We start from the raw sequence: 20192 nt of genomic DNA, 5'->3' as shown, positions 1-20192 counted from the left end.
ACCGGCGTCTCGACGTCCGGGTGACCCTCCCGGACGTCGAGACGCCGGTCTGGCTGCTGACCCGCTACGAGGACGCCAAGGCCGCCCTCACGGACCCCCGCTTCGTGCGGGACAACCGCAAACTCCCCGGCGAGGACGGCCCGAGCATCGCCGACCAGATGATCGAGGCGTACGGGCTGCCCGCGGAGTACCGCGACTACCTCGGCATCCTCGTCCTGGCCGACGGCGAGGACCACACCCGGATGCGCACCCTGATCACCCGCGCCTTCACGGCCCGGCGTATCAACGCCCTGCGGCCGAAGATCGAGAAGATCACCCACGACCTCTACGCGGCGATGGCCGCCAAGGGCGAGGCCGACCTCCTGGAGGACCTCAGCCACCCCCTCGCCGGCTTCGGCGTCTGCGAACTCATCGGCGTCGACGCGGCCGACCAGCCGCAGATCTGCGCGTGGATCCGCGACTACATCTCGGGCGACCCGGAGCGGTTCATCCCGGCCCTCAAGGGCATGGTCGAGCACTGCAAGAAGCTCATCGAGGAGCGCACGGCCGCCCTCTCGGACGACCTGATCTCCGAGCTGATCCGGGTGAGCCAGGAGGAGGGCGACTTCGGCGAGACCGAGATCGTCGCGATCTTCCTGCTGCTGATCAACACGGGCATCATGCCGCCCGCCCACTTCATCGCGGACGCGATCCTCGCCCTGCTCGACCACCCCGACCAGCTCGCCCGGCTGCGCGAGGAGCCCGAGCTGCTCGCCGGCCGCGCGGTCCCGGAGCTCCTCCGCTTCACCACGCCCGTACCGATCGGCGCCCCCATGTACGCCACCGAGGACCTGGAGCTGGGCGGTATGCCGGTCAAGCAGGGCGAGGTGGTGACGGCCGCGCTGGTCGGTGTGAACCACGACCCGCGCGAGTTCCCCGGCGGCGCCGACAAGCTCGACATCGGCCGTGAACTCGGCCGCGGCGTCGGCCACATGGCCTTCGGCCACGGCCCGCACTTCTGCATCGGCGCCGCCCTCGCCCGCCTCCAGGCCGAGGTGGTCCTGGAGACCCTGTTCGTCCGCAACGACGGCCTGACCCTCGCCGTGGAGCGCGAGGCGCTGGAGTACGTGGCGATGCCGGGCGACGGCATCCACCTGGTGTCGCTCCCGGTGCGCCTCTGACCCTGAAGGGTTAGGGCCCTTCTGACGGATCTCCGCGGCGTCGCGACGCCCGGCACTCCCCCAAGCTCTTCGAGCAGGGGGTACCCCCAGAGCACGCACCGAACGCCGCTCCTTCTCCCACGGAGATCCATCAGAAGAGCCCTAGTCCTCGCCCTCTTCTCCGGCAGCCATGGACTGAACACCCACCCCTGGTCGATCCTTGACGGACAGACGTGGGGGCCGGGTTCACATCCCTTGGACATCCCCGTACACGATCCCCGTACACGATTCCCGTACTTCTCGAACACCCTGATCAACGGCCCGCCCGGAGCGGGCCGTTCGGTCATGTACGGGCTCCTCGGCGGTACGCACCCGGCTCGTCCACCAGATCCGAGAGGAGACGAGCCATGGCCGACGCCGTTCTGCCCGACCCGGTTCTGATCGTGCTGCTGGGCGCGGCGGGCAGCGGGAAGAGCGCGCTCGCCGGAGCCTGGCCGCCGAGCGCGGTGCTGGAGCTGGACGAGTTCCGGGAGCGGATCTGCGACGACCCGATCGACGAGGACGCCACGGACGAGGCGGTCCATGTCCTCGGCGAGGTGCTGGAGGCGCGGCTGGCGCGCCGGCTGACGACGGTCGTCGACGCCGACGGCCCCGACCGGGTGGTGCGGGCGAAACTGCTCGACATCGCCGGCCGGCACCGGGTCCCGGCGGCCGCGCTGATCATGACCACACCCCTGGAGACCTGTCTGGAACGCAATGCCCGGCGCCCGCTGCGACGTCGCGTCCCCGACGACGTCGTACGCCTCCAGTACGCGGAGACGGTCGACGCGACGCCCGGTCTGCCGGGGGAGGGGTTCGGGCATGTCGAGGCGGTGTACGGAGGGCCGATGCGGCTGGTGAGCTGAGCATGCGATCCTCCGTGTGGAACCCTTGAACGCCTGGTCAGCGGGGCGGTGGTGCCGTGTCGGCGTCGCCGCCCCGTTCGCTGTGTGCGGCCGGGGAGGAACCGCCCCCCATTGTTGTCATGAACATGATTGAACGCCTTGTTGGGTCGCTCCGGCCCCGGTTACAACGGCAACCCATGCCAATCCGGGAGGGGTCATGACAGTGCGAGCAGCCGTAGCCGGAGCGAGCGGATATGCGGGAGGTGAGCTTCTCCGCCTGCTGATCGGGCACCCGGAGGTGGAGATCGGCGCCCTGACGGGGAACGCGAACGCCGGGCAGCCGCTGGGCGGACTCCAGCCGCATCTGCCGCCCCTGGCGGACCGCGTGCTGGAACCGACGACGACCGAGGTGCTGAGGGGCCACGACGTCGTGTTCCTCGCCCTGCCGCACGGCCAGTCGGCGGCCGTCGCCCGCGAGCTGGGCCCGGACGTCCTGGTCGTGGACTGCGGCGCCGACTTCCGGCTGCGCGGCGCCGGCGACTGGGAACGCTTCTACGGCTCCCCGCACGCCGGCACCTGGCCCTACGGCCTGCCCGAACTCCCCGGCGGACGCGAGCGGTTGCGGAGCACGAAGCGGATCGCGGTGCCGGGCTGCTACCCGACCGCCGTCTCCCTCGCCCTCTTCCCCGCGTACGCCGCCGGTCTGGCCGAACCCGAGGCCGTCGTCGTCGCCGCGTCCGGGACCTCCGGCGCGGGCAAGGCGGCCAAGCCGCACCTCCTCGGCTCCGAGGTCATGGGGTCGATGAGCCCGTACGGCGTGGGTGGTGAACACCGGCACACCCCTGAAATGATGCAGAACCTGAGCGCCGCCGCGGGGGAGCCGGTCTCCGTCTCCTTCACCCCGACCCTGGCGCCCATGCCCCGCGGCATCCTCGCCACCTGCAGCGCGAAGGCGAAGCCCGGGACCACCGCCGACGACGTACGCGCCGCGTACGAGAAGGCACTGCACGACGAACCGTTCGTCCGGCTGCTGCCCGAGGGGCAGTGGCCCGCCACCGCCGCCGTGTACGGGTCGAACGCCGCACAGATCCAGGTCGCCCTCGACACCTCGGTCGGTCGGATCATCGCGATCAGCGCCATCGACAACCTCACCAAGGGCACCGCGGGGGGTGCCGTCCAGAGCATGAACATCGCCCTCGGGCTCCCCGAGGACCTGGGGCTTTCCACGATCGGAGTCGCACCATGAGCGTCACCGCAGCGAAAGGTTTCACGGCGGCGGGCGTCGCCGCCGGAATCAAACAGAACGGCAATCCGGACCTCGCCCTCGTGGTCAACAACGGGCCGCGGTCGGCCGCCGCCGGCGTCTTCACCTCCAACCGCGTCCAGGCCGCCCCCGTCCAGTGGTCCCGCGAGGCCCTCGCCGACGGCCATGTGTCCGCGGTCGTCCTCAACTCCGGCGGCGCCAACGCCTGCACGGGCCCCGAGGGCCACCAGGACACGGTCACCACCGCCCAGCGGGCCGCGGAGCTGCTCGGCCGCGGCGTCGAGGAGATCGCGGTCGCCTCGACCGGCCTCATCGGCGTACGGCTGCCCATGGACCGGCTGCTCACGGGCCTGGAGACGGCCGCCGGGCAGCTGTCCGAGCACAGCGGCGAGAAGGCCGCCATCGCCATCAAGACCACCGACACCGTGCACAAGACATCCGTGTACCAGGGCGACGGCTGGACAGTCGGCGGCATGGCCAAGGGCGCCGGCATGCTCGCCCCCGGCCTGGCCACCATGCTGGCCGTGATCACCACCGACGCCGACCTGCCAAGTGCCGCGCTGGGGAAGGCACTTCGCGACGCCACCCGGACCACCTTCGACCGCGTCGACTCCGACGGCTGCATGTCCACCAACGACACCGTCCTGCTCCTCGCCTCCGGCGCCGCCGAAGTCGCCCCCGCCGAGGAGGAGTTCGCCGAGGCCGTACGCGCCGTCTGCGCCGACCTAGCCCGGCAGCTCATCGGCGACGCCGAGGGCGCGAGCAAGGACATCCGCATCGAGGTGACCGGCGCCGACAGCGAGACCGACGCCGTCGAGGTGGGCCGCACCATCGCCCGCAACAACCTCCTCAAGTGCGCCATCCACGGCGAGGACCCCAACTGGGGCCGCGTGCTGTCCGCGATCGGCACCACCTCCGCCGTCTTCGACCCCGACCGGCTGAACGTCGCCATCAACGACGTCTGGGTCTGCAAGGGCGGCTCGGTCGGCGAGGACCGCTCGCTGGTCGACATGAGCGGCCGCGAGGTCCGCATCACCGCCGACCTCGCCGCCGGCACCGAGTCCGCCGTGATCTGGGCCAACGACCTGACCGCCCAGTACGTCCACGAGAACAGCGAGTACTCGTCGTGACCTCACCCATAGGAACCGGCGCCGACGCCGGACCCGACAGCCCTCTCACCCCCACCGGCATGGCCGCCGACCGCAGACAGAAGGCGCTGCCCAAGGCCCACGCCCTGGTCGAGGCACTGCCCTGGATGGCCCGCCACCGGGGCAAGACCATCGTCATCAAGTTCGGCGGCAACGCCATGGTCGACCAGTCCCTCAAGGCGGCCTTCGCCCAGGACATCCTGTTCCTGCGGCACGCCGGCCTGAACCCCGTCGTCGTGCACGGCGGCGGCCCGCAGATCAGCGCCCAGCTCGAACGCCTCGGCCTGAAGTCCCACTTCACCGGCGGCCTCAGGGTCACCACCGACGAGACCATGGACGTCGTCCGCATGGTCCTCGCCGGCCAGGTGCAGCGCGAACTCGTCGGCCTCCTCAACGAGCACGGACCGCACGCCGTCGGCATGACCGGCGAGGACGCCCGGCTGATGACCGCTGTGAAGTGCTACGCCGACGTCGACGGCAAACCGGTCGACATCGGCCGCGTGGGCGAGGTCGCCACCGTGGACGCCGGGGTCGTCCAGGCCCTGATCGACAACGGCCGCATCCCGGTCATCTCCTCCATCGCCCGCAGCTCCGACGCCAAGGACGCGGCCGAGGGCGGCGTCTTCAACGTCAACGCGGACACCGCGGCCGCCGCCCTCGCCGCCGCCCTCGGCGCCGAGATGCTGCTCATCCTCACCGACGTCGAGGGCCTGTACGCGGACTGGCCGCACAGCGAGGAGGTCATCCCGAGGCTCAGCGCGAGCGAACTGCGCGATCTGCTGCCCGGCCTGGCCAGCGGCATGATCCCCAAGATGGAGGGCTGCCTGCACGCCGTCAGCAACGGGGTGCGCACCGCCCGCGTCATCGACGGCCGGGTCAAGCACTCGATCCTGCTGGAGATCTTCACCAACGAGGGCATCGGCACGATGGTCGTGCCCGACGAGACCGAGTCCTCGGCATCCACATCCACGGTTCGAATGGAGGCGGCCGCATGAGCGGCGATACGACCGGCACCGCACCCGGCACATCCGGCGACCTCACCAGCCGCTGGCAGGGCGCCATGATGGACAACTTCGGCACCCCGCGACTGCCGCTGGTGCGCGGCAAGGGCACCCGCGTCTGGGACGCGGACGGCCGCGCGTACCTGGATCTGCTGGCCGGGATCGCGGTCAACTCCCTCGGCCACGCCCACCCGGCGATCCTCAGCGCCCTCACCGAGCAGGCGGCCGGTCTCGGCCACATCTCCAACTTCTTCGTGGCCGAGCCGACGGTCGCCCTCGCCGAGCGCCTCCTCGAACTCTCCGGCCGCGCCGGCCGTGTGTACTTCTCCAACTCCGGTGCCGAGGCCAACGAGGCCGCCTTCAAGATGGGCCGGCTGACGGGCCGCCCCCACATGGTCGCCGCCGCCGGAGGTTTCCACGGCCGCACCATGGGCGCCCTCTCCCTCACCGGCCAGCCGGCCAAACGCACCCCGTTCGCCCCGCTCCCCGGCCCGGTCGACCATGTCCGGTACGGCGACGTGGACGCCCTGCGCGCCACGGTCACCCGGGACACCGCGGTGCTGATCCTGGAGCCGATCCAGGGCGAGAACGGCGTGATCGTCCCGCCCCCCGGCTATCTGACGGCGGCCCGTGAGATCACCGAGTCCACCGGCACCCTCCTCGTCCTCGACGAGGTGCAGACCGGCATCGGCCGCACCGGCCACTGGTTCGCCGCCCAGGCCGAGGGCGTCGAGGCGGACGTCGTCACCCTGGCCAAGGGGCTCGGCGGCGGCCTCCCGATCGGCGCGACCCTCGCGTTCGGTCCCGCGGCCGACCTGCTCACCCCCGGCACCCACGGCTCCACGTTCAGCGGCAACCCGATCGTCTGCGCGGCGGCCCTGGCGGTCCTGGAGACCATCGAGACCGAGGGCCTGCTGGCTCACGTGAAGCGGGTGGGGGAGAGGCTGCGGACGGGCGTCGAGGCCCTGGCGCACCCCTTGGTGTCCGAAGTCCGAGGCGCGGGCCTGCTCCTGGGCATAGCCCTACGGGAGCCGAAGGCGGCCCGCTTCCAACAGGAGGCCCAACAGGCGGGTTTCCTCCTGAACGCGGCCACCCCGGACGTGATCCGCCTGGCACCCCCGCTGATCCTTTCGGAAGAGGACGCGGACCACTTCGTACACCAACTCCCGCCCATCTTGGAGGCGACGCTGACCTAGCCGAGTCAGGGGCGCGGGGCTGTTCCGATGTGCGGCTCCGCCGCGCGGGCGCGACAAGCCACGACCAACCCGCAGTCGCGTCTCCTCAGAACCTCCCGAGCTCGAAGGCGCACAGCCCAAAGACGACGGCGGGCTCCACGGGAACACCCCGTGGAGCCCGCCGTCGTCACGATCACACCGCCTCAGTGAACCCCCACCACCTCCGGCTCCTTCTCCTCGCCCGCGGGCGCAGCCTCCCCCTTGCCCGCCCCCTTCATCAGGAACAGGGCCAGCACGGCCGCGCCCACGACCCCCGCCGCACCCACGGTGAAGCTGCTGGACACCGCGTCGGTGAAGGCCTCGTGGACGGTCGAGACGAGCCCCGCGTCGTTCGTCCGCGCGGCCACGGCGAGCCCCTCGCCGATCGTCTCCCGCGCGGCGGCCGGCGCGGAATCCGGCATCTCGGAGGTGTACGTGCTGGAGAGCACCGCACCGAGCACCGCCACACCGAACGCCGCACCCGCCTGCTGGATGGTGTCGTTGAGGGCGGAACCGACCCCCGCGTGCTCCTGGGGAACCGCCCCCATGAGCGCCGCGATCGCCGCCGGCATCGCGAGACCCGCGCCCGCGCCCATCAGCACCATCGCCACCGACAGCGTCCCGAAGCCGTCCCCGGGGGACAGCGTCGACAGCGTGGCGAACCCGCCTGCGATGACCAGCAGACCGGAGACGGCGAGCGCCCGGTTGCCGATCTTCTTGGCGAGCGCGGCGCCGACCCCGTTGAAGACGAGCGAGGCGACGGCCGCGGGCATGAAGGCGAGGCCGGTCTTCGTGGGGGAGTAGCCCAGCACGAACTGGAGGTACTGCGTGAGCACCAGCATCAGACCGCCGTTGGCGAACGTCAGCAGGACCAGCGAGAAGCTCGACCCGGTGAACACCCGGTTCCGGAACAGCGCCACCGGCATCATCGGCTCGGGGATCCGGGTCTCCCAGATCCCGAAGGAGACCAGCGCGACCACGGCCACGACGGCCGCCGTCAGCGTGGCGGGATGGGTGATGCCGTCCTTCGGCCACTCGTTGATCGCCCAGACCAGCGCCGTCATACCGACGACGGACAGCACCGTGCCGACCGGGTCCGGCTTGCGCCAGGGACCCTTGGACTCCGGCATCAGCACCAGCGCCGAGACGATGGCGAGCGCCGCGATCGGGATGTTGATGAGGAAGACGGCGCCCCACCAGAAGTGGGCGATGAGCACACCGCCGAAGACGGGCCCGCCGACCAGCCCGATCATGGCCACCGCGCTCCACGCGCCGATCGCCTTGGGCCGCTCGTCCTCGTCGAAGACCGTGATGAGGATGGACAGGGTGCTCGGCATCAGCAGAGCGCCGCCGATCCCCATCAGCACACGGGCGAAGATCAGCATCTCCGCGCTGCCGGCCCAGGTGGCGAGCACGGAGGCGGCGCCGAACACCGTCAGGCCGATGATCATGACCTTGCGGCGGCCGTACCGGTCGGACAGGCTCCCCGCGGTCAGCAGCAGACCGGCGAAGACCAGCATGTAGGACTCCAGGATCCACTGGATGTCCTGGGCGCTCGCCTTGAGGTCCTCGGCGATCGGCGGGACCGCCACCGTCAGCACCATGTTGTCGATGACCAGTACCAGCGTGCTGAGGCACAACACGATCAGGATCAGCCAGCGGCGTGGATGACGCTCCGTGACGTCGACTTCCATGACGAAACCTTTCGAACAGAGTGTGGGGCTGCTCCGGACTTCAATAAAACCAGCAACGCGGTTTGTTATCCAGTCGGTTTCGCGCCGCCCGCACCGGACGTCTTCGAGCCGCCGTTGCGCCACCGCTTCCAGTCGCCGCTTCCAGTCGCCGCTTCCAGCCGTCGATTTCCGTACGACGTGCGCTCGCCGAACACTGTACGAGGGGCGTACAGTGTTCGCAAGCTCCGTACGGTGTTTCCAGATGCCGTTACCCTGGAGCCCGGGAACGACGAGGAGGCCGTATGTCCGAGAACCAGGTGATCCAGTCGGTGTGGACCCGCCCGCGCCGCCAGAAGCGTGAGCAGCCCGCGCTGAGCCGGGAGGTCATCGTGGCCGAGGCGGTGCGGCTGCTGGACGAGGAGGGCGCCGCGGCGCTGAGCATGCGCCGCCTCGGCACCCGGCTGAACGCGGGCGCGACCTCGATGTACTCGCACGTGGCGAGCAAGGACGAGCTGATCGAGCTGGTCGTGGACCACGTCTACGGCGAGATGGAGGTGCCCGGTCCGGACGCGGCGAAGGACTGGTGGGCGGCGGCGTCGGCCTGTGCCCACAGTGTTCGTTCGACGATCTTGCGTCACCCCTGGATCGCCCCGATGCTGGGCGAGGTGGGTGTCTCCCTGGGGCCGAACTCGATGCGGCTCACGGAGGGCATGCTCGCCATGCTGGAGGAGGCGGGCTTCGACCTGGAGCAGGCCGACCACGTGGTGCGGATCCTCTTCGCCTATGTGATCGGCATGACCACGAGCGAGGCCGCCTGGCTCACCATGCTCGCCCGCAGCGGGCAGAGCCAGGAGGACTGGACGCGCAAGGTGTGGCCGGCGGTCGAGCAGGCCACCCGTGACTATCCGCACCTCCGCCGGCGCTACACCGCGCAGGAAGGCGGCCGTTCGTCCGAGGTCCTCGTGGACAACTTCGGCTACGGCCTCGACTGGGTTCTGGACGGCCTCCGGTCCCGCCTGGACCAGGGCTCCCGGAAGGGGGCCGAGACCGGCTGACCGGCCCCCGACCCGCGCGTTCCGCGAACCGTCCACGGCGTTCACCCCCGGCCGTGGGCGGTTTTTCGTTGGCTGGTTATGAACGCCGTACGGGCTTGCGCACAGTGTGCGCACTCCGTACAGTGTTCATCACGCCGCACAACGTGTGGTCGGGGCAAGGCCATCGGTATCCCAACCCTCCAAAGGACACGCCATGTCGAAGAAGGCGCAGCAGGGCTCGAAGTGGAACGACCTCCGCACCTGGAGGGCGACCGGCAGCTGGGAGGCCAGCGACAGCTGGGGACTGACCGGAACCTGGCGGACGGAGGGCGCCTCCGGCTCCTGGGACGCCGCACAGGACACCTTCGGCAGGCCGCATCCGGCGCCCGAGCCCGCCCCGCGGCCCGCGGCGGCCCCCGTGACCACCGCCGAGGCCCCGGCCGCCGTCGCCGACGTGATCGAGCTGGCCACCGGCCGCCGTGTCGATCTCGGTCACTGGCAGCGCCGCCTCGACGAACTGCGCGAGGAGCACGACGTGCCCGGCGCGACCCTCGCCTTCGTGGTCGACGACGAGGTGCAGGAGCTGGCCAGCGGCGTCCTCAACCGGCAGACCGGCGTGGAGGCCACCGCCGACTCCGTCTTCCAGCTCGGCTCGATCGCCAAGGTCTACACGGCCGCCCTGATCATGCAGCTCGTCGAGTCCGGCGACCTCGACCTGGACGCGCCCGTCGTCTCCGTGCTCCCGGAGTTCGCCACCATCGACCCCGAGGCCACCAAGGTCATCACCACCCGGATGCTGCTGTCCCACACCAGCGGCCTGACCTGCGACTTCCACCTCGACACCGGACGGGGCGACGACAGCCTCGCCAAGTACGTCGAGGCCGCCAAGGGCGTGGCGATGGACTGCCCGCCGGGCACGGCCGTGTCGTACAGCGGCATCGGGTACGTGGTGCTCGGCCGCATCGTGGAGGTGCTGACCGGCACGACCTGGGACCAGGCGCTCAAGGACCGGCTGCTCACCCCGCTCGGCCTCACCCACACCATGACGCTCCCCGAGGAGGTCCTGCCGTTCCGCGCGGCGATGGGACATCTCGCCGGGCCGGACGGTGAGCAGACGCTCGCCCCGGCCTGGGACCTGATGCCGCGCGCCGCCGGCCCCGCCGCCCGCGTCTGCGCCACCGCCGGTGACCTCGTCCGCTTCGCCAAGCTGCACCTCGACGGCGGCGGGGCGGCCGACGGCACCCGCGTCCTCGGCCCCGACTCGGTCGCAGCGATGCAGCAGCGCGAGACCGACGTGCCCGACAAGTGGACGGTGAGCGCCGACGGCTGGGGCCTCGGCTGGACCCTCTACGACTGGGACGGCGTGCCCGGCTTCGGCCACGACGGCGCCTCCATCGGCCAGTACGCCTACCTCCGCGTGGTGCCCGGCGCCGGTGTCGCCGTCGCCCTCCTCACCAACGGCGGCGGCTCCCGCCTGCTGTACGCCGACCTCCTGCGCGAACTCCTCGCCGACCTCGCCGGTGTGACCATGCCGGCGCCGTTCGCCCCCGCCGAGCAGCCGCCCGCCGTCGACATCACGCCCTGGGCCGGCACCTACAAACGCGAGGGCGTCCTCATCACCGTCTCCGAGCGGGACGGCAGGCCGCACCTGGTGTACGCCTTCGTCGACGGCATGGCCGGCTACTCCCCGGACCTCGAGATGGAACTCGTCCCCCTCTCCGACACGGTCTTCGCCGGCGCGGGCGGCGGCGCCTCCTTCGCCGAGGACTGGATGCCGGTGGTCTTCTCCACCCTCGACGACGGCACGAAGTGCGCGTACATCGGCATGAGGGCGGCCCCGAAGACGGCGTAGGGCACCGTGCGGCGCGGGGTGTCGCCTCGATGGCGGCGCAGCCGCCAAAGGGGGCGCGGGGCAGTGACACGGGCGGCTCCGCCGCGTGGGCGCGACAAGCCACGACGAGCCTGCAGCCGCCCGACCCTCTTTCACGCGAGCTCGTAGGCACGGCGCAGGCGCCGGTCCCGACAAAGGACCGGCGCCTGACGTAACGGTGCCCGTCACCCGGCCGCCCTACGGGACGGCTCCGGCTCCGCGATCGGCCGGTGCGACCGGATGCGGAACCGCCTCAGCAGCGGCATCTCGACGAACGTGTACGACAGCCAGCCGGCCAGCACCGACAGCGCCAGCACGAACGGCAGCAGAGCGAAGAACGCCCCCGTCCCCAGCTGCCCGAAGTCGCTGTCGAGCAGGTACCAGACGGTGACCTGCATGATGATCAGGTGCCACAGGAACATCCCGCAGGAGTTCCGCCCGAGCCACACGAGCGTCGGCCGGGAGAGCAACCGCTCCGGCCCGCTGCCCTGCGCCAGCAGCAACGGCGCCGCCAGCCCCACCGCGACCACCATGTGGCAGACGTACTTGAGGGCGGCCTCCTCCTTCGTGAGCACGATCGACGCGATGCTGCCCGCCCAGTCCGTGTTGGACACGGCGAACGCCACGGCCGCCGCACCCCAGAAGGCCCACGGGTTGTTCCGGACGAACTCCACGAACGCCAGCCGCTGCCCGGTACGGGCCTTGGCGGCGACCAGCGCGAGCAGCATCCCCGCCGCCAGGAACCCGAGGTAGCCACGCAGCCACCACAGTGACGGCGGGCCCAGCGGGCTCGACGGGCTGGTGGCGACGAGCCAGGTGAAGTCGGCGACGATCACCGCGGTGAGCAGCGCCCCCGCGAGCTTCAGGCTCTTGGTCGCCTTCAGTGCCCGGTGCAGCACGAACGCCGCCACGGGCAGCGCGATGTAGTAGTGCACCTCGGTGGCGAGGCTCCAGGTCTGCGCCCAGTTGGTCATGCCCGGATCGGTCCGCAGGTCCGCCCAGTTCTGCACGTGCTGCACGGTCAGCAGCCGCACCGTGCGCCACACGTCGCCGAGCTGCTCCCGGTTGAACACCACCAGCGCGGTGACCATGAACAGCCAGTACGCCGGGAAGATGCGCAGCACGCGGTGCCAGTAGTAGTGCAGCGTGTTCGGCGCCCTGCGGCCGCCGAGCGCGGCGTCGGCCCAGGGGCGGTAGAGCAGATAGCCGCTGATGATCAGGAAGATCGGGATCGCCACCAGGAAGCCCGTCATCACCGGGGCGAAGGGCCCCGGCTTGCCGGTCTTGTCGATGAGCGCCCCGGTCCACTGGGCGAGGTGCGCGACGAGCACCATCAGCGTCGCGATCGCGCGCAGGCCGTCCACCGCGGGCTCGAAGGTCCGCTCGGCCCGCACGGGGGACTCCTTGGCGCCGGGCGCGGCGCTGACCGGCGGTGCCGGCCGAGGTCTGTCCAGGGAAGTGGTCACGGCGAAGGGCCTCTCGTTCGGTGGGACGGTGCTGACGTTGGCCGGGACGCTAACAAACCGCTCACGCGGTTTTCCAGATTGGCGAAAAGTGGTCGTTCGCCCTCCGCTGTCGCCGTGGGTGTCACCTGGGCGCTCTGGCCTGGTCATCTGCGGCAGAACCCAACTGGCCGAAGCCGTACGGATGTTCAAGTGTCCGATCCGCGCACTTCTCTGAAATGACCAAACCGCTCACGCGGTTTGTTAAGGTGGCCGAGTTTTCGGAGTCTTCCGAGTTCTCGGAGTCCTCCGGGTCCTCGGAGTTCTCGGGGTCTCCGGAGTTTCCGGAGTTTCCGACCCCCCACCCAGCGAACCCGACGGGAGTCCCCTTCGCCGTGGCTACGTTCCTCTACAAACTGGGCCGACTCGCCTTCCGACGGCGAGGCCGGACAACACTGTTGTGGCTGCTGATCCTGGTCGGCGTGGGCTATGCCGCCTCCGCCGCACCGGCGCCGCCCGCCGACACCTTCTCGATGCCGGGCACCGAGTCGCAGAAGGCCTTCGACCTGCTGGGGGAGCGCTTCCCGGACGCGAGCGCGGACGGCGCCACCGCCCGCGTCGTCGTCCGCGCCCCCGAGGGCAAGGTCTCCGACCCCGCCCAGAAGGCCAAGGTCGAGCAGCTCCTCGCCGACCTCGCCAAGGCGCCCCTGGTCAAGGGCGTCGCCGACCCCTACCAGGCGGGAGCCGTCAGCAAGGACGGCACCACCGCCTACGCGACCGTCCTCTACGAGGTCGCCGCCACCGAGCTGACCGACAAGGCGAAGGACGCCCTCACCGACGCCACGGCCGACGCCCGCAAGAACGGACTGACCGTCGAGGCGGGCGGTGACGCCGTCGCCGTGGAGGCCGCCAAGAACAACGCCGAGTCCCTCGGCATCCTGGTCTCCGCCGTCGTCCTGCTGCTGACCTTCGGCTCCATGGTCGCCGCCGGAATGTCCCTGCTGACCGCCGTCATCGGCGTCGGCGTCGGCATCTGCGGCATCACCGCGCTCGGCTCCACCCTCGGCCTGTCCAGCACGACCTCCACCCTGGCCCTGATGATCGGCCTGGCCGTCGGCATCGACTACGCCCTGTTCATCATCTCCCGCTACCGCTCCGAGATGCTGGAGGGCCGGGACCGCGAGGAGGCCGCCGGACGCGCCATCGGCACTGCGGGATCCGCCGTCGTCTTCGCGGGCCTGACCGTCATCGTCGCCCTCGCCGGCCTCGCCGTCGTCAACATCCCGATGCTCACCAAGATGGGCCTCGCCGCGGCCGGCACGGTCGCCGTCGCCGTGCTCATCGCGATCACCTTCGTCCCGGCGCTCCTCGGCTACGCCCCCTTCAAGTCGCTGCCCCGCCGTGAGCGCAAGAGGATCTCAGGCAAGACGCTCAGCGCCCGCCAGCAGCGCAAGGCCGCCAAACGCGCCGCGAAGGCCAAGCCCAACCTCGGCTCCCGCTGGGCCGGCTGGGTGCTGCGCCACCCGGTCGCCGTCCTGCTCCTCGGCGTCATCGGCCTCGGCGCCCTCGCCGTCCCGGCGGCGAGCCTGGAACTGGGGCTGCCAGGCGAGGGCACGATGGCCGAGGACACCACCCAGCGCAAGGCGTACGACATGCTGTCGGACTCCTTCGGCGCCGGCTTCAACGGCCCGCTGCTCCTGACCGTCGAGGCCAAGGACGCCAAGTCCGCCGCCGACCGTGTCGGCAAGGACCTCGCCGACCGGCCCGGTGTCGCCTCCGTCAGCCCCGCCACCGTCAACAAGGCGGGCGACACGGCGATGGTCAACGTCATCCCGACGACCGGCCCGACCGACGCGAAGACCGAGAAGCTGGTCCACTCCCTGCGCGCCGCCGCCGGCGGATTCGAGAAGGAGATCGGCGCGACCGTCCTGGTCACCGGCCAGACCGCTCTGTTCATCGACTTCTCCGAGACCCTCGACGACGCGATGGTCCCGTATCTGGGCCTCGTCGTCGGACTCGCCTTCGTCCTGCTCGTCCTCGTTTTCCGCTCGGTCCTGGTCCCGCTGAAGGCGGCCCTCGGGTTCCTGCTGTCGGTGACCGCGGCACTCGGTGCCGTCGTGGCCGTCTTCCAGTGGGGCTGGCTCAAGGACGTCTTCGGCATCGACCAGCCCGGACCGATCATGAGCACCATGCCGATCTTCATGATCGGCGTCGTCTTCGGCCTCGCCATGGACTACGAGGTCTTCCTCGTCACCCGGATGCGTGAGGCCTACGTCCACGGCGAGCAGCCCGGCCAGGCGGTCGTCACCGGCTTCCGGCACGGCGGCCGGGTGGTCGCCGCCGCCGCGATCATCATGGCGAGCGTCTTCTCCGGCTTCATCCTCGACGCCAACGACTTCGTCAAGATGATCGGCTTCGGTCTCGCCGTCGCCGTCCTCTTCGACGCCTTCGTCGTCCGGATGGCCATCGTGCCCGCCGTCCTCGCCCTCCTCGGCCGCTCCGCCTGGTGGCTGCCCCGCTGGCTGGACGCCGTCCTGCCCGACATGGACGTCGAGGGCGCCAAGCTCGCCACCGGCCGGCGCGGGACGGTCCCGCACCAGCGCCGACGCGAACCGTCCCTCGTGGACTGACCCACCGAACGACGGCCCCTGCCCGGCGGTTCCCCAGACCGCCGGGCAGGGCCCCTCTTCCCGCGAACGCCTCGGCCCCCCTCCCGACCCCCACCGTCGCGGTCCCTTCCTGAAGTCGCACCTCATCCACGACCGAAGAAAAGGACCATCACCATGGCTCCAGCCGGCACGCTCATCCCGCCCCGGGCCACCTTCGTCACCACGGTGACCGAGGCCCTGCACCTGCGCAGCGTCAGACAGCCCGACGAGATCGCGTACATCCACCTCCGCGAGGGCGAGACCCCCGACGGCTCCCTCACCTACCGCCAACTGGAGACCGACGCCCACACCCGGGCCGCGGCCCTCGCGGCGGCCGGCCTCGGCGCGGGCGACAGCGCCCTGCTCCTGTATCCCTCGGGCCTGGAGTTCATCCGGTCGCTGCTGGGCTGTATGTACGCCCGGGTCGCCGCCGCCCCCGTCCAGGTCCCCACCCGTCGGCGCGGCGTCGAGCGGCTGCGCCGGATCGCCGACGACGCGGGCACGAGCACCATCCTCACCACCGCGGCCCTCAAGGCCGACCTGGAGCGGCAGTTCGCCGACCTCCCCGAACTGGCCGGCCTCACCCTCGTCGACACCGAGGCCCTGCCCGCCACCCCGGTCGACTGGAACGGCCCCGCCCCGCTCCCCGACGACATCGCCCTGCTCCAGTACACCTCCGGCTCCACCGGCGACCCCAAGGGCGTGATGGTCACCCACGCCAACTTCCTCGCCAACGTCTCCGAGACCGAGGACATCTGGCCCACCGGCCGCGACGGTGTCGTCGTGTCCTGGCTGCCCCTCTTCCACGACATGGGCATGCTGTTCGGCGTCCTGCTGCCCCTGTGCTCCGGCATCCCCGCCTACCTCATGGAGCCGGCCGCGTTCATCCGCCGCCCGCTGCGCTGGCTGGAGGCCCTCTCCACCTACCGGGGCACACACGCCGCCGCACCGAGCTTCGCCTACGAGCTGTGCGTGAGCGCCCTGCGCGACGCCGGGGACGTCGACCTGGACCTCTCCTCGTGGCGGGTCGCGGCGAACGGGGCCGAACCGGTGCGCTGGCGGGCGGTGCGGGACTTCACCGAGACGTTCGCCCCGTACGGGTTCGCCCCCGAGGCCATGACCCCCGGCTACGGGCTGGCCGAGAACACCCTCAAGGCGACGGCGAGCCCCGCGGACCGGCCGCCGACCGTGCTGTGGGCGTCCTCCACGGCCCTCAAGGACGGCCGCCTGGAGATCGTGGGGGAGTCGGCGCCCGACGCCCAGCCCCTGATCGGCTCCGGCTTCCCCTCGGCCACCACCCGCGTCCGCGTGATCGACCCGGCCACCCGCACGCCCCGCGAACCCGGCCGCCTGGGCGAGATCTGGATCAACGGCCCGTGTGTCGCCCTCGGCTACCGGGAACGCCCGCAGGAGACCCAGGAGGCGTTCGGGGGCCGCGTCGCGGGCGAGAACGGCGCGTCCCCCTGTCTCCGCACGGGCGACCTGGGCTTCCTCCACGACGGGGAACTGTTCGTCGCGGGACGCCTGAAGGACGTCATCATCCGCAACGGCCGCAACTTCTATCCCCAGGACATCGAGCTGTCCGCGGAGTCGGCGGTGCCGGGGCTGCGGCCGAACTGCGCGGCGGCGTTCTCCGTGGACGACGGGGAGCGGGAACGGCTGGTGGTGGTCGTCGAGACCGACGGAAGGGTCCTCCGCCAGGTCGGCGCGGGCGAGCTGCGCGAACGCGTCGGGGCGGCCGTGCACGACGGGCAGCGGCTGCGGGTCGACGAGGTCGTGGTGATACGCAGGGGCGCCCTGCCCCGTACCACCAGCGGGAAGGTCCAGCGCAGGGGCTGCCGCAAGCTCTATCTGGACGGGGCACTGGGGGTTGTGGCTGACTGAGCGGGTCCGCCGCGGGGCCCCGCCGGGTGAGCGCTTTCCTCACCGGCGGGCCCACGGCGCCGTGAGAGCAAAGTTCCTTTCCGGTCACTCGGTGCCACAGCGCGGAAACGCGCCCTCCCTACCTTCAGGACTCATAAGCCATCACCCCCCAGCAAGAATCCGAGCCCGGAGAACCGTGGAGGCGTCATGACAGCCCCGAGCACAGCCCCCGCTGCCAGTAGGGGAGGCCGCTGGATCCAGCACTGGGATCCGGAGGACGAGACCTTCTGGAACGAGACCGGCGAGAAGGTCGCCCGCCGCAACCTGTACTTCTCCGTCCTCTCCGAGCACATCGGCTTCTCCATCTGGACCGTCTGGTCGGTGATGGTCCTCTTCATGGGCCCCGAGTACGGACTCACCCCGGCCGACAAGTTCTTCATCGTGTCGATGGCCACGCTGGTCGGCGCCGTCGTGCGCATCCCGTACACCTTCGCGGTGGCGATCTTCGGCGGCCGCAACTGGACGGTGGTCTCGGCGAGCCTGCTGCTCATCCCGACCGTCGCGGCCTTCGCCGTGATGGAACCGGGCACGTCGTTCAACACGTTCCTGATCTGCGCGATGCTCGCCGGCATCGGCGGCGGCAACTTCGCCTCCTCCATGACCAACATCAACGCCTTCTTCCCGCTGCGGAAGAAGGGCTGGGCGCTCGGCCTCAACGCGGGCGGCGGCAACATCGGCGTCCCGGTCGTGCAGCTCATCGGTCTCGCCGTCATCGGCGCCAGCGGCGGCCCGCGTGTGCTGCTCGGGATCTACATCCCGTTCATCGTCCTCGCCGCGGTCCTCGCCTGGCTCAAGATGGACAACATCGCGTCCGTCAAGAACGACACCGGCGCCGCCAAGGACGCCGTGAGGGAGGCCCACACCTGGATCATGTCCTTCCTCTACATCGGCACCTTCGGCTCCTTCATCGGCTACAGCTTCGCCTTCGGCCTGGTCCTGCAGACCCAGTTCGGCCGTACGCCGCTGCAGTCCGCGTACGTCACCTTCATCGGCCCGCTGCTCGGCTCCCTGATCCGCCCCGTGGGCGGCGCCCTCGCCGACAAGTACGGCGGCGCGAAGATCACGCTGTGGAACTACGTCGCCATGGCCGGCGCCACCGGTGTCATCGTCCTCGCCTCCATGCAGAAGTCGCTGCCGCTGTTCACCGTCGCGTTCATCGCGCTCTTCGTCCTCACCGGAATCGGCAACGGTTCCACCTTCAAGATGATCCCGGGCATCTTCCAGGCCAAGGCCCACGCCAAGGGGCTGCAGGGCGAGGAGGCCGCGGCCTACGGACGGCGCCTGTCCGGTGCCTCCATGGGCATCATCGGCGCGGTGGGCGCGCTCGGCGGCCTCGGCATCAACCTCGCCTTCCGCCAGTCCTTCCTCACGGTCGGCTCCGGCACCGGCGCCTTCGTCAGCTTCCTCGCCTTCTACGGGCTCTGCTTCGCCGTGACCTGGGCCGTATACCTTCGCCGGCCGGCCGCCAGGACGGTCACCGCGACGGCCGAGACGGAGGCGAAGCCGCAGCTCAGCTACGCCGAGGTGTGACATCGCCCATGGCATGACACGTGTGACGTAACACCAGCGACATCAACCCGAACCGAGCCTGTCACGCAGCGTTGACAGGCTCGTTCGGCATGTAGGTGCCAGAGCCAGGTACTACGACTCGGGCGGGACGAGAACCATGTACGACGAACAGCAGCGACCAGACCACGGCCCCCTGGCGGGGTTCACGGTGGGCGTGACAGCCGCGCGCCGCGCCGACGAACTGGGGGCCCTGCTCCAGCGTCGCGGAGCGTCCGTCCTCCACGCGCCGGCCCTCCGCATCGTGCCGCTCTCCGACGACAGCGAACTGCTCGCCGCCACCAAGGACCTCCTCGCCCAGGCACCCGACATCGTGGTGGCGACCACCGCCATCGGTTTCCGCGGCTGGATCGAGGCGGCCGACGGCTGGGGGCTCGGCGAGGCCCTCCTGGACCGCCTCCGGGGCGTCGAAGTCCTGGCGCGCGGACCGAAGGTGAAGGGCGCGGTGCGCGCCGCGGGCCTCACCGAGGAGTGGTCCCCGTCCTCCGAATCGATGGCGGAGGTACTGGACCGGCTGCTGGACCACGGTGTCGAGGGCCGCCGTATCGCCGTCCAGCTCCATGGCGAACCCCTCCCCGGCTTCGTGGAGTCGCTGCGGGCCGCAGGAGCGGAGGTCGTCGGCGTCCCCGTGTACCGATGGCTGCCGCCGGAGGACCTCACCCCGGTCGACCGCCTCCTCGAAGCGACCGTCGGCCGCGGCATCGACGCCCTCACCTTCACCAGCGCGCCCGCCGCGGCCTCACTGCTGTCCCGCGCCGAGGACAAGGGGCTCCTCCCGGAACTGCTCAACGCCCTCCACCACGATGTCCTCCCCGCCTGCGTGGGCCCGGTGACGGCCCTTCCGCTCCAGGCCCACGGCATCGACACCGTCCAACCCGAACGGTTCCGCCTCGGCCCCCTCGTCCAACTCCTCTGCCAGGAACTCCCCGGCCGCGCCCGCACCCTGCCCATCGCCGGCCACCGCGTGGAGATCCGCGGCCACGCGGTCCTCGTCGACGGCGCGCTGCGCCCCGTCCCGCCCGCCGGCATGTCCCTGCTCCGCGCGCTGGGCCGTCGCCCCGGCTGGGTCGTCCCCCGCTCCGACCTCCTCAAGGCCCTCCCCGGCGCCGGCCGCGACGAACACGCCGTGGAGACGGCGATGGCCCGCCTGCGCACGGCGCTGGGCGCGCCGAAGCTCATCCAGACGGTGGTGAAGCGGGGGTACCGGCTGGCGCTGGACCCGGCGGCCGACACGAAGTACGGGGCGCCGGGCGCCTAGTGACTCGGGGGTGCGCCGTTTGTATGGCGGCTGCGGGTTCGTCGTGGTTTCTCGCGCAGTTCCCCGCGCCCCTGAAAAGCACAGGGCGCAGCCCCGGTCGCTTTTCAGGGGCGCGGGGAACTGCGCGA

14 protein-coding genes are annotated in these 20192 nt (G+C 71.1%); 12 read left to right on the top strand and 2 right to left on the bottom strand.

What is annotated here, in order from left to right:
• The 6 genes from AOK15_RS29180 to AOK15_RS29155 all read left to right on the top strand — a co-directional run.
• A partial coding sequence (locus tag AOK15_RS29180; protein WP_167738870.1) for a cytochrome P450 occupies positions 1 to 1160 on the top strand: 1160 nt, incomplete at its 5' end.
• Positions 1161 to 1546: 386 nt separating this feature from the next.
• The gene (locus AOK15_RS29175) at positions 1547 to 2044 is read left to right on the top strand and encodes an ATP-binding protein (RefSeq protein WP_055521332.1); all 498 of its coding nucleotides are present in this window, start codon (positions 1547 to 1549) and stop codon (positions 2042 to 2044) included.
• Between the two features lie 196 nt (positions 2045 to 2240).
• Entirely contained in the window at positions 2241 to 3269 is a 1029-nt protein-coding gene (argC, locus tag AOK15_RS29170) for an N-acetyl-gamma-glutamyl-phosphate reductase (protein WP_055521331.1), read from the top strand.
• Positions 3266 to 4417: a bifunctional glutamate N-acetyltransferase/amino-acid acetyltransferase ArgJ gene (argJ, locus tag AOK15_RS29165; protein WP_055521330.1), complete on the top strand. Its 1152-nt coding sequence runs from the start codon at positions 3266 to 3268 to the stop codon at positions 4415 to 4417. Before argC ends, argJ begins: the two co-directional genes overlap by 4 nt.
• Positions 4418 to 4476: 59 nt before the next feature.
• Positions 4477 to 5430, top strand: coding sequence for an acetylglutamate kinase (gene argB / locus AOK15_RS29160; RefSeq protein WP_055521335.1), 954 nt, complete (start codon positions 4477 to 4479; stop codon positions 5428 to 5430).
• Entirely contained in the window at positions 5427 to 6632 is a 1206-nt protein-coding gene (locus tag AOK15_RS29155; protein ID WP_055521329.1) for an acetylornithine transaminase, read from the top strand. Before argB ends, AOK15_RS29155 begins: the two co-directional genes overlap by 4 nt.
• A 182-nt stretch (positions 6633 to 6814) precedes the next feature.
• Here AOK15_RS29155 and AOK15_RS29150 read toward each other — a convergent pair whose 3' ends face one another.
• Positions 6815 to 8344 (bottom strand): MFS transporter, encoded by a 1530-nt coding sequence (locus AOK15_RS29150; RefSeq protein WP_055521328.1) that lies wholly within the window; start codon positions 8342 to 8344, stop codon positions 6815 to 6817.
• Between the two features lie 281 nt (positions 8345 to 8625).
• Here AOK15_RS29150 and AOK15_RS29145 point away from each other — a divergent pair, with 281 nt between their 5' ends.
• The gene (locus tag AOK15_RS29145) at positions 8626 to 9378 is read left to right on the top strand and encodes a TetR/AcrR family transcriptional regulator (protein ID WP_055521327.1); all 753 of its coding nucleotides are present in this window, start codon (positions 8626 to 8628) and stop codon (positions 9376 to 9378) included.
• A gap of 193 nt (positions 9379 to 9571) precedes the next feature.
• Positions 9572 to 11209 (top strand): serine hydrolase domain-containing protein, encoded by a 1638-nt coding sequence (locus AOK15_RS29140; protein ID WP_240508645.1) that lies wholly within the window; start codon positions 9572 to 9574, stop codon positions 11207 to 11209.
• Positions 11210 to 11412: 203 nt separating this feature from the next.
• Here AOK15_RS29140 and AOK15_RS29135 read toward each other — a convergent pair whose 3' ends face one another.
• A complete protein-coding gene (locus AOK15_RS29135) occupies positions 11413 to 12693 on the bottom strand; it encodes an acyltransferase family protein (RefSeq protein WP_157870405.1) in 1281 nt (426 codons plus the stop codon).
• Positions 12694 to 13064: 371 nt separating this feature from the next.
• Here AOK15_RS29135 and AOK15_RS29130 point away from each other — a divergent pair, with 371 nt between their 5' ends.
• From AOK15_RS29130 to AOK15_RS29115, 4 genes are all read left to right on the top strand, one after another.
• On the top strand, positions 13065 to 15299 hold the full coding sequence (locus AOK15_RS29130) for an MMPL family transporter (protein WP_055521325.1): 2235 nt from the start codon (positions 13065 to 13067) through the stop codon (positions 15297 to 15299).
• Between the two features lie 153 nt (positions 15300 to 15452).
• Positions 15453 to 17201: a fatty acyl-AMP ligase gene (locus AOK15_RS29125; protein WP_055521324.1), complete on the top strand. Its 1749-nt coding sequence runs from the start codon at positions 15453 to 15455 to the stop codon at positions 17199 to 17201.
• Between the two features lie 186 nt (positions 17202 to 17387).
• Positions 17388 to 18770, top strand: coding sequence for an MFS transporter (locus AOK15_RS29120; protein WP_055521323.1), 1383 nt, complete (start codon positions 17388 to 17390; stop codon positions 18768 to 18770).
• A gap of 136 nt (positions 18771 to 18906) precedes the next feature.
• Entirely contained in the window at positions 18907 to 20064 is a 1158-nt protein-coding gene (locus AOK15_RS29115) for a uroporphyrinogen-III synthase (protein WP_055521322.1), read from the top strand.
• Positions 20065 to 20192 lie beyond the last annotated feature (128 nt).

Origin of the sequence: Streptomyces ossamyceticus, assembly GCF_001418475.1 — a bacterium.
Taxonomy (GTDB): domain Bacteria; phylum Actinomycetota; class Actinomycetes; order Streptomycetales; family Streptomycetaceae; genus Streptomyces; species Streptomyces ossamyceticus.
Note: the sequence above shows the minus strand (reverse complement) of the source record. Positions and strands in the feature narration are given on the sequence as shown.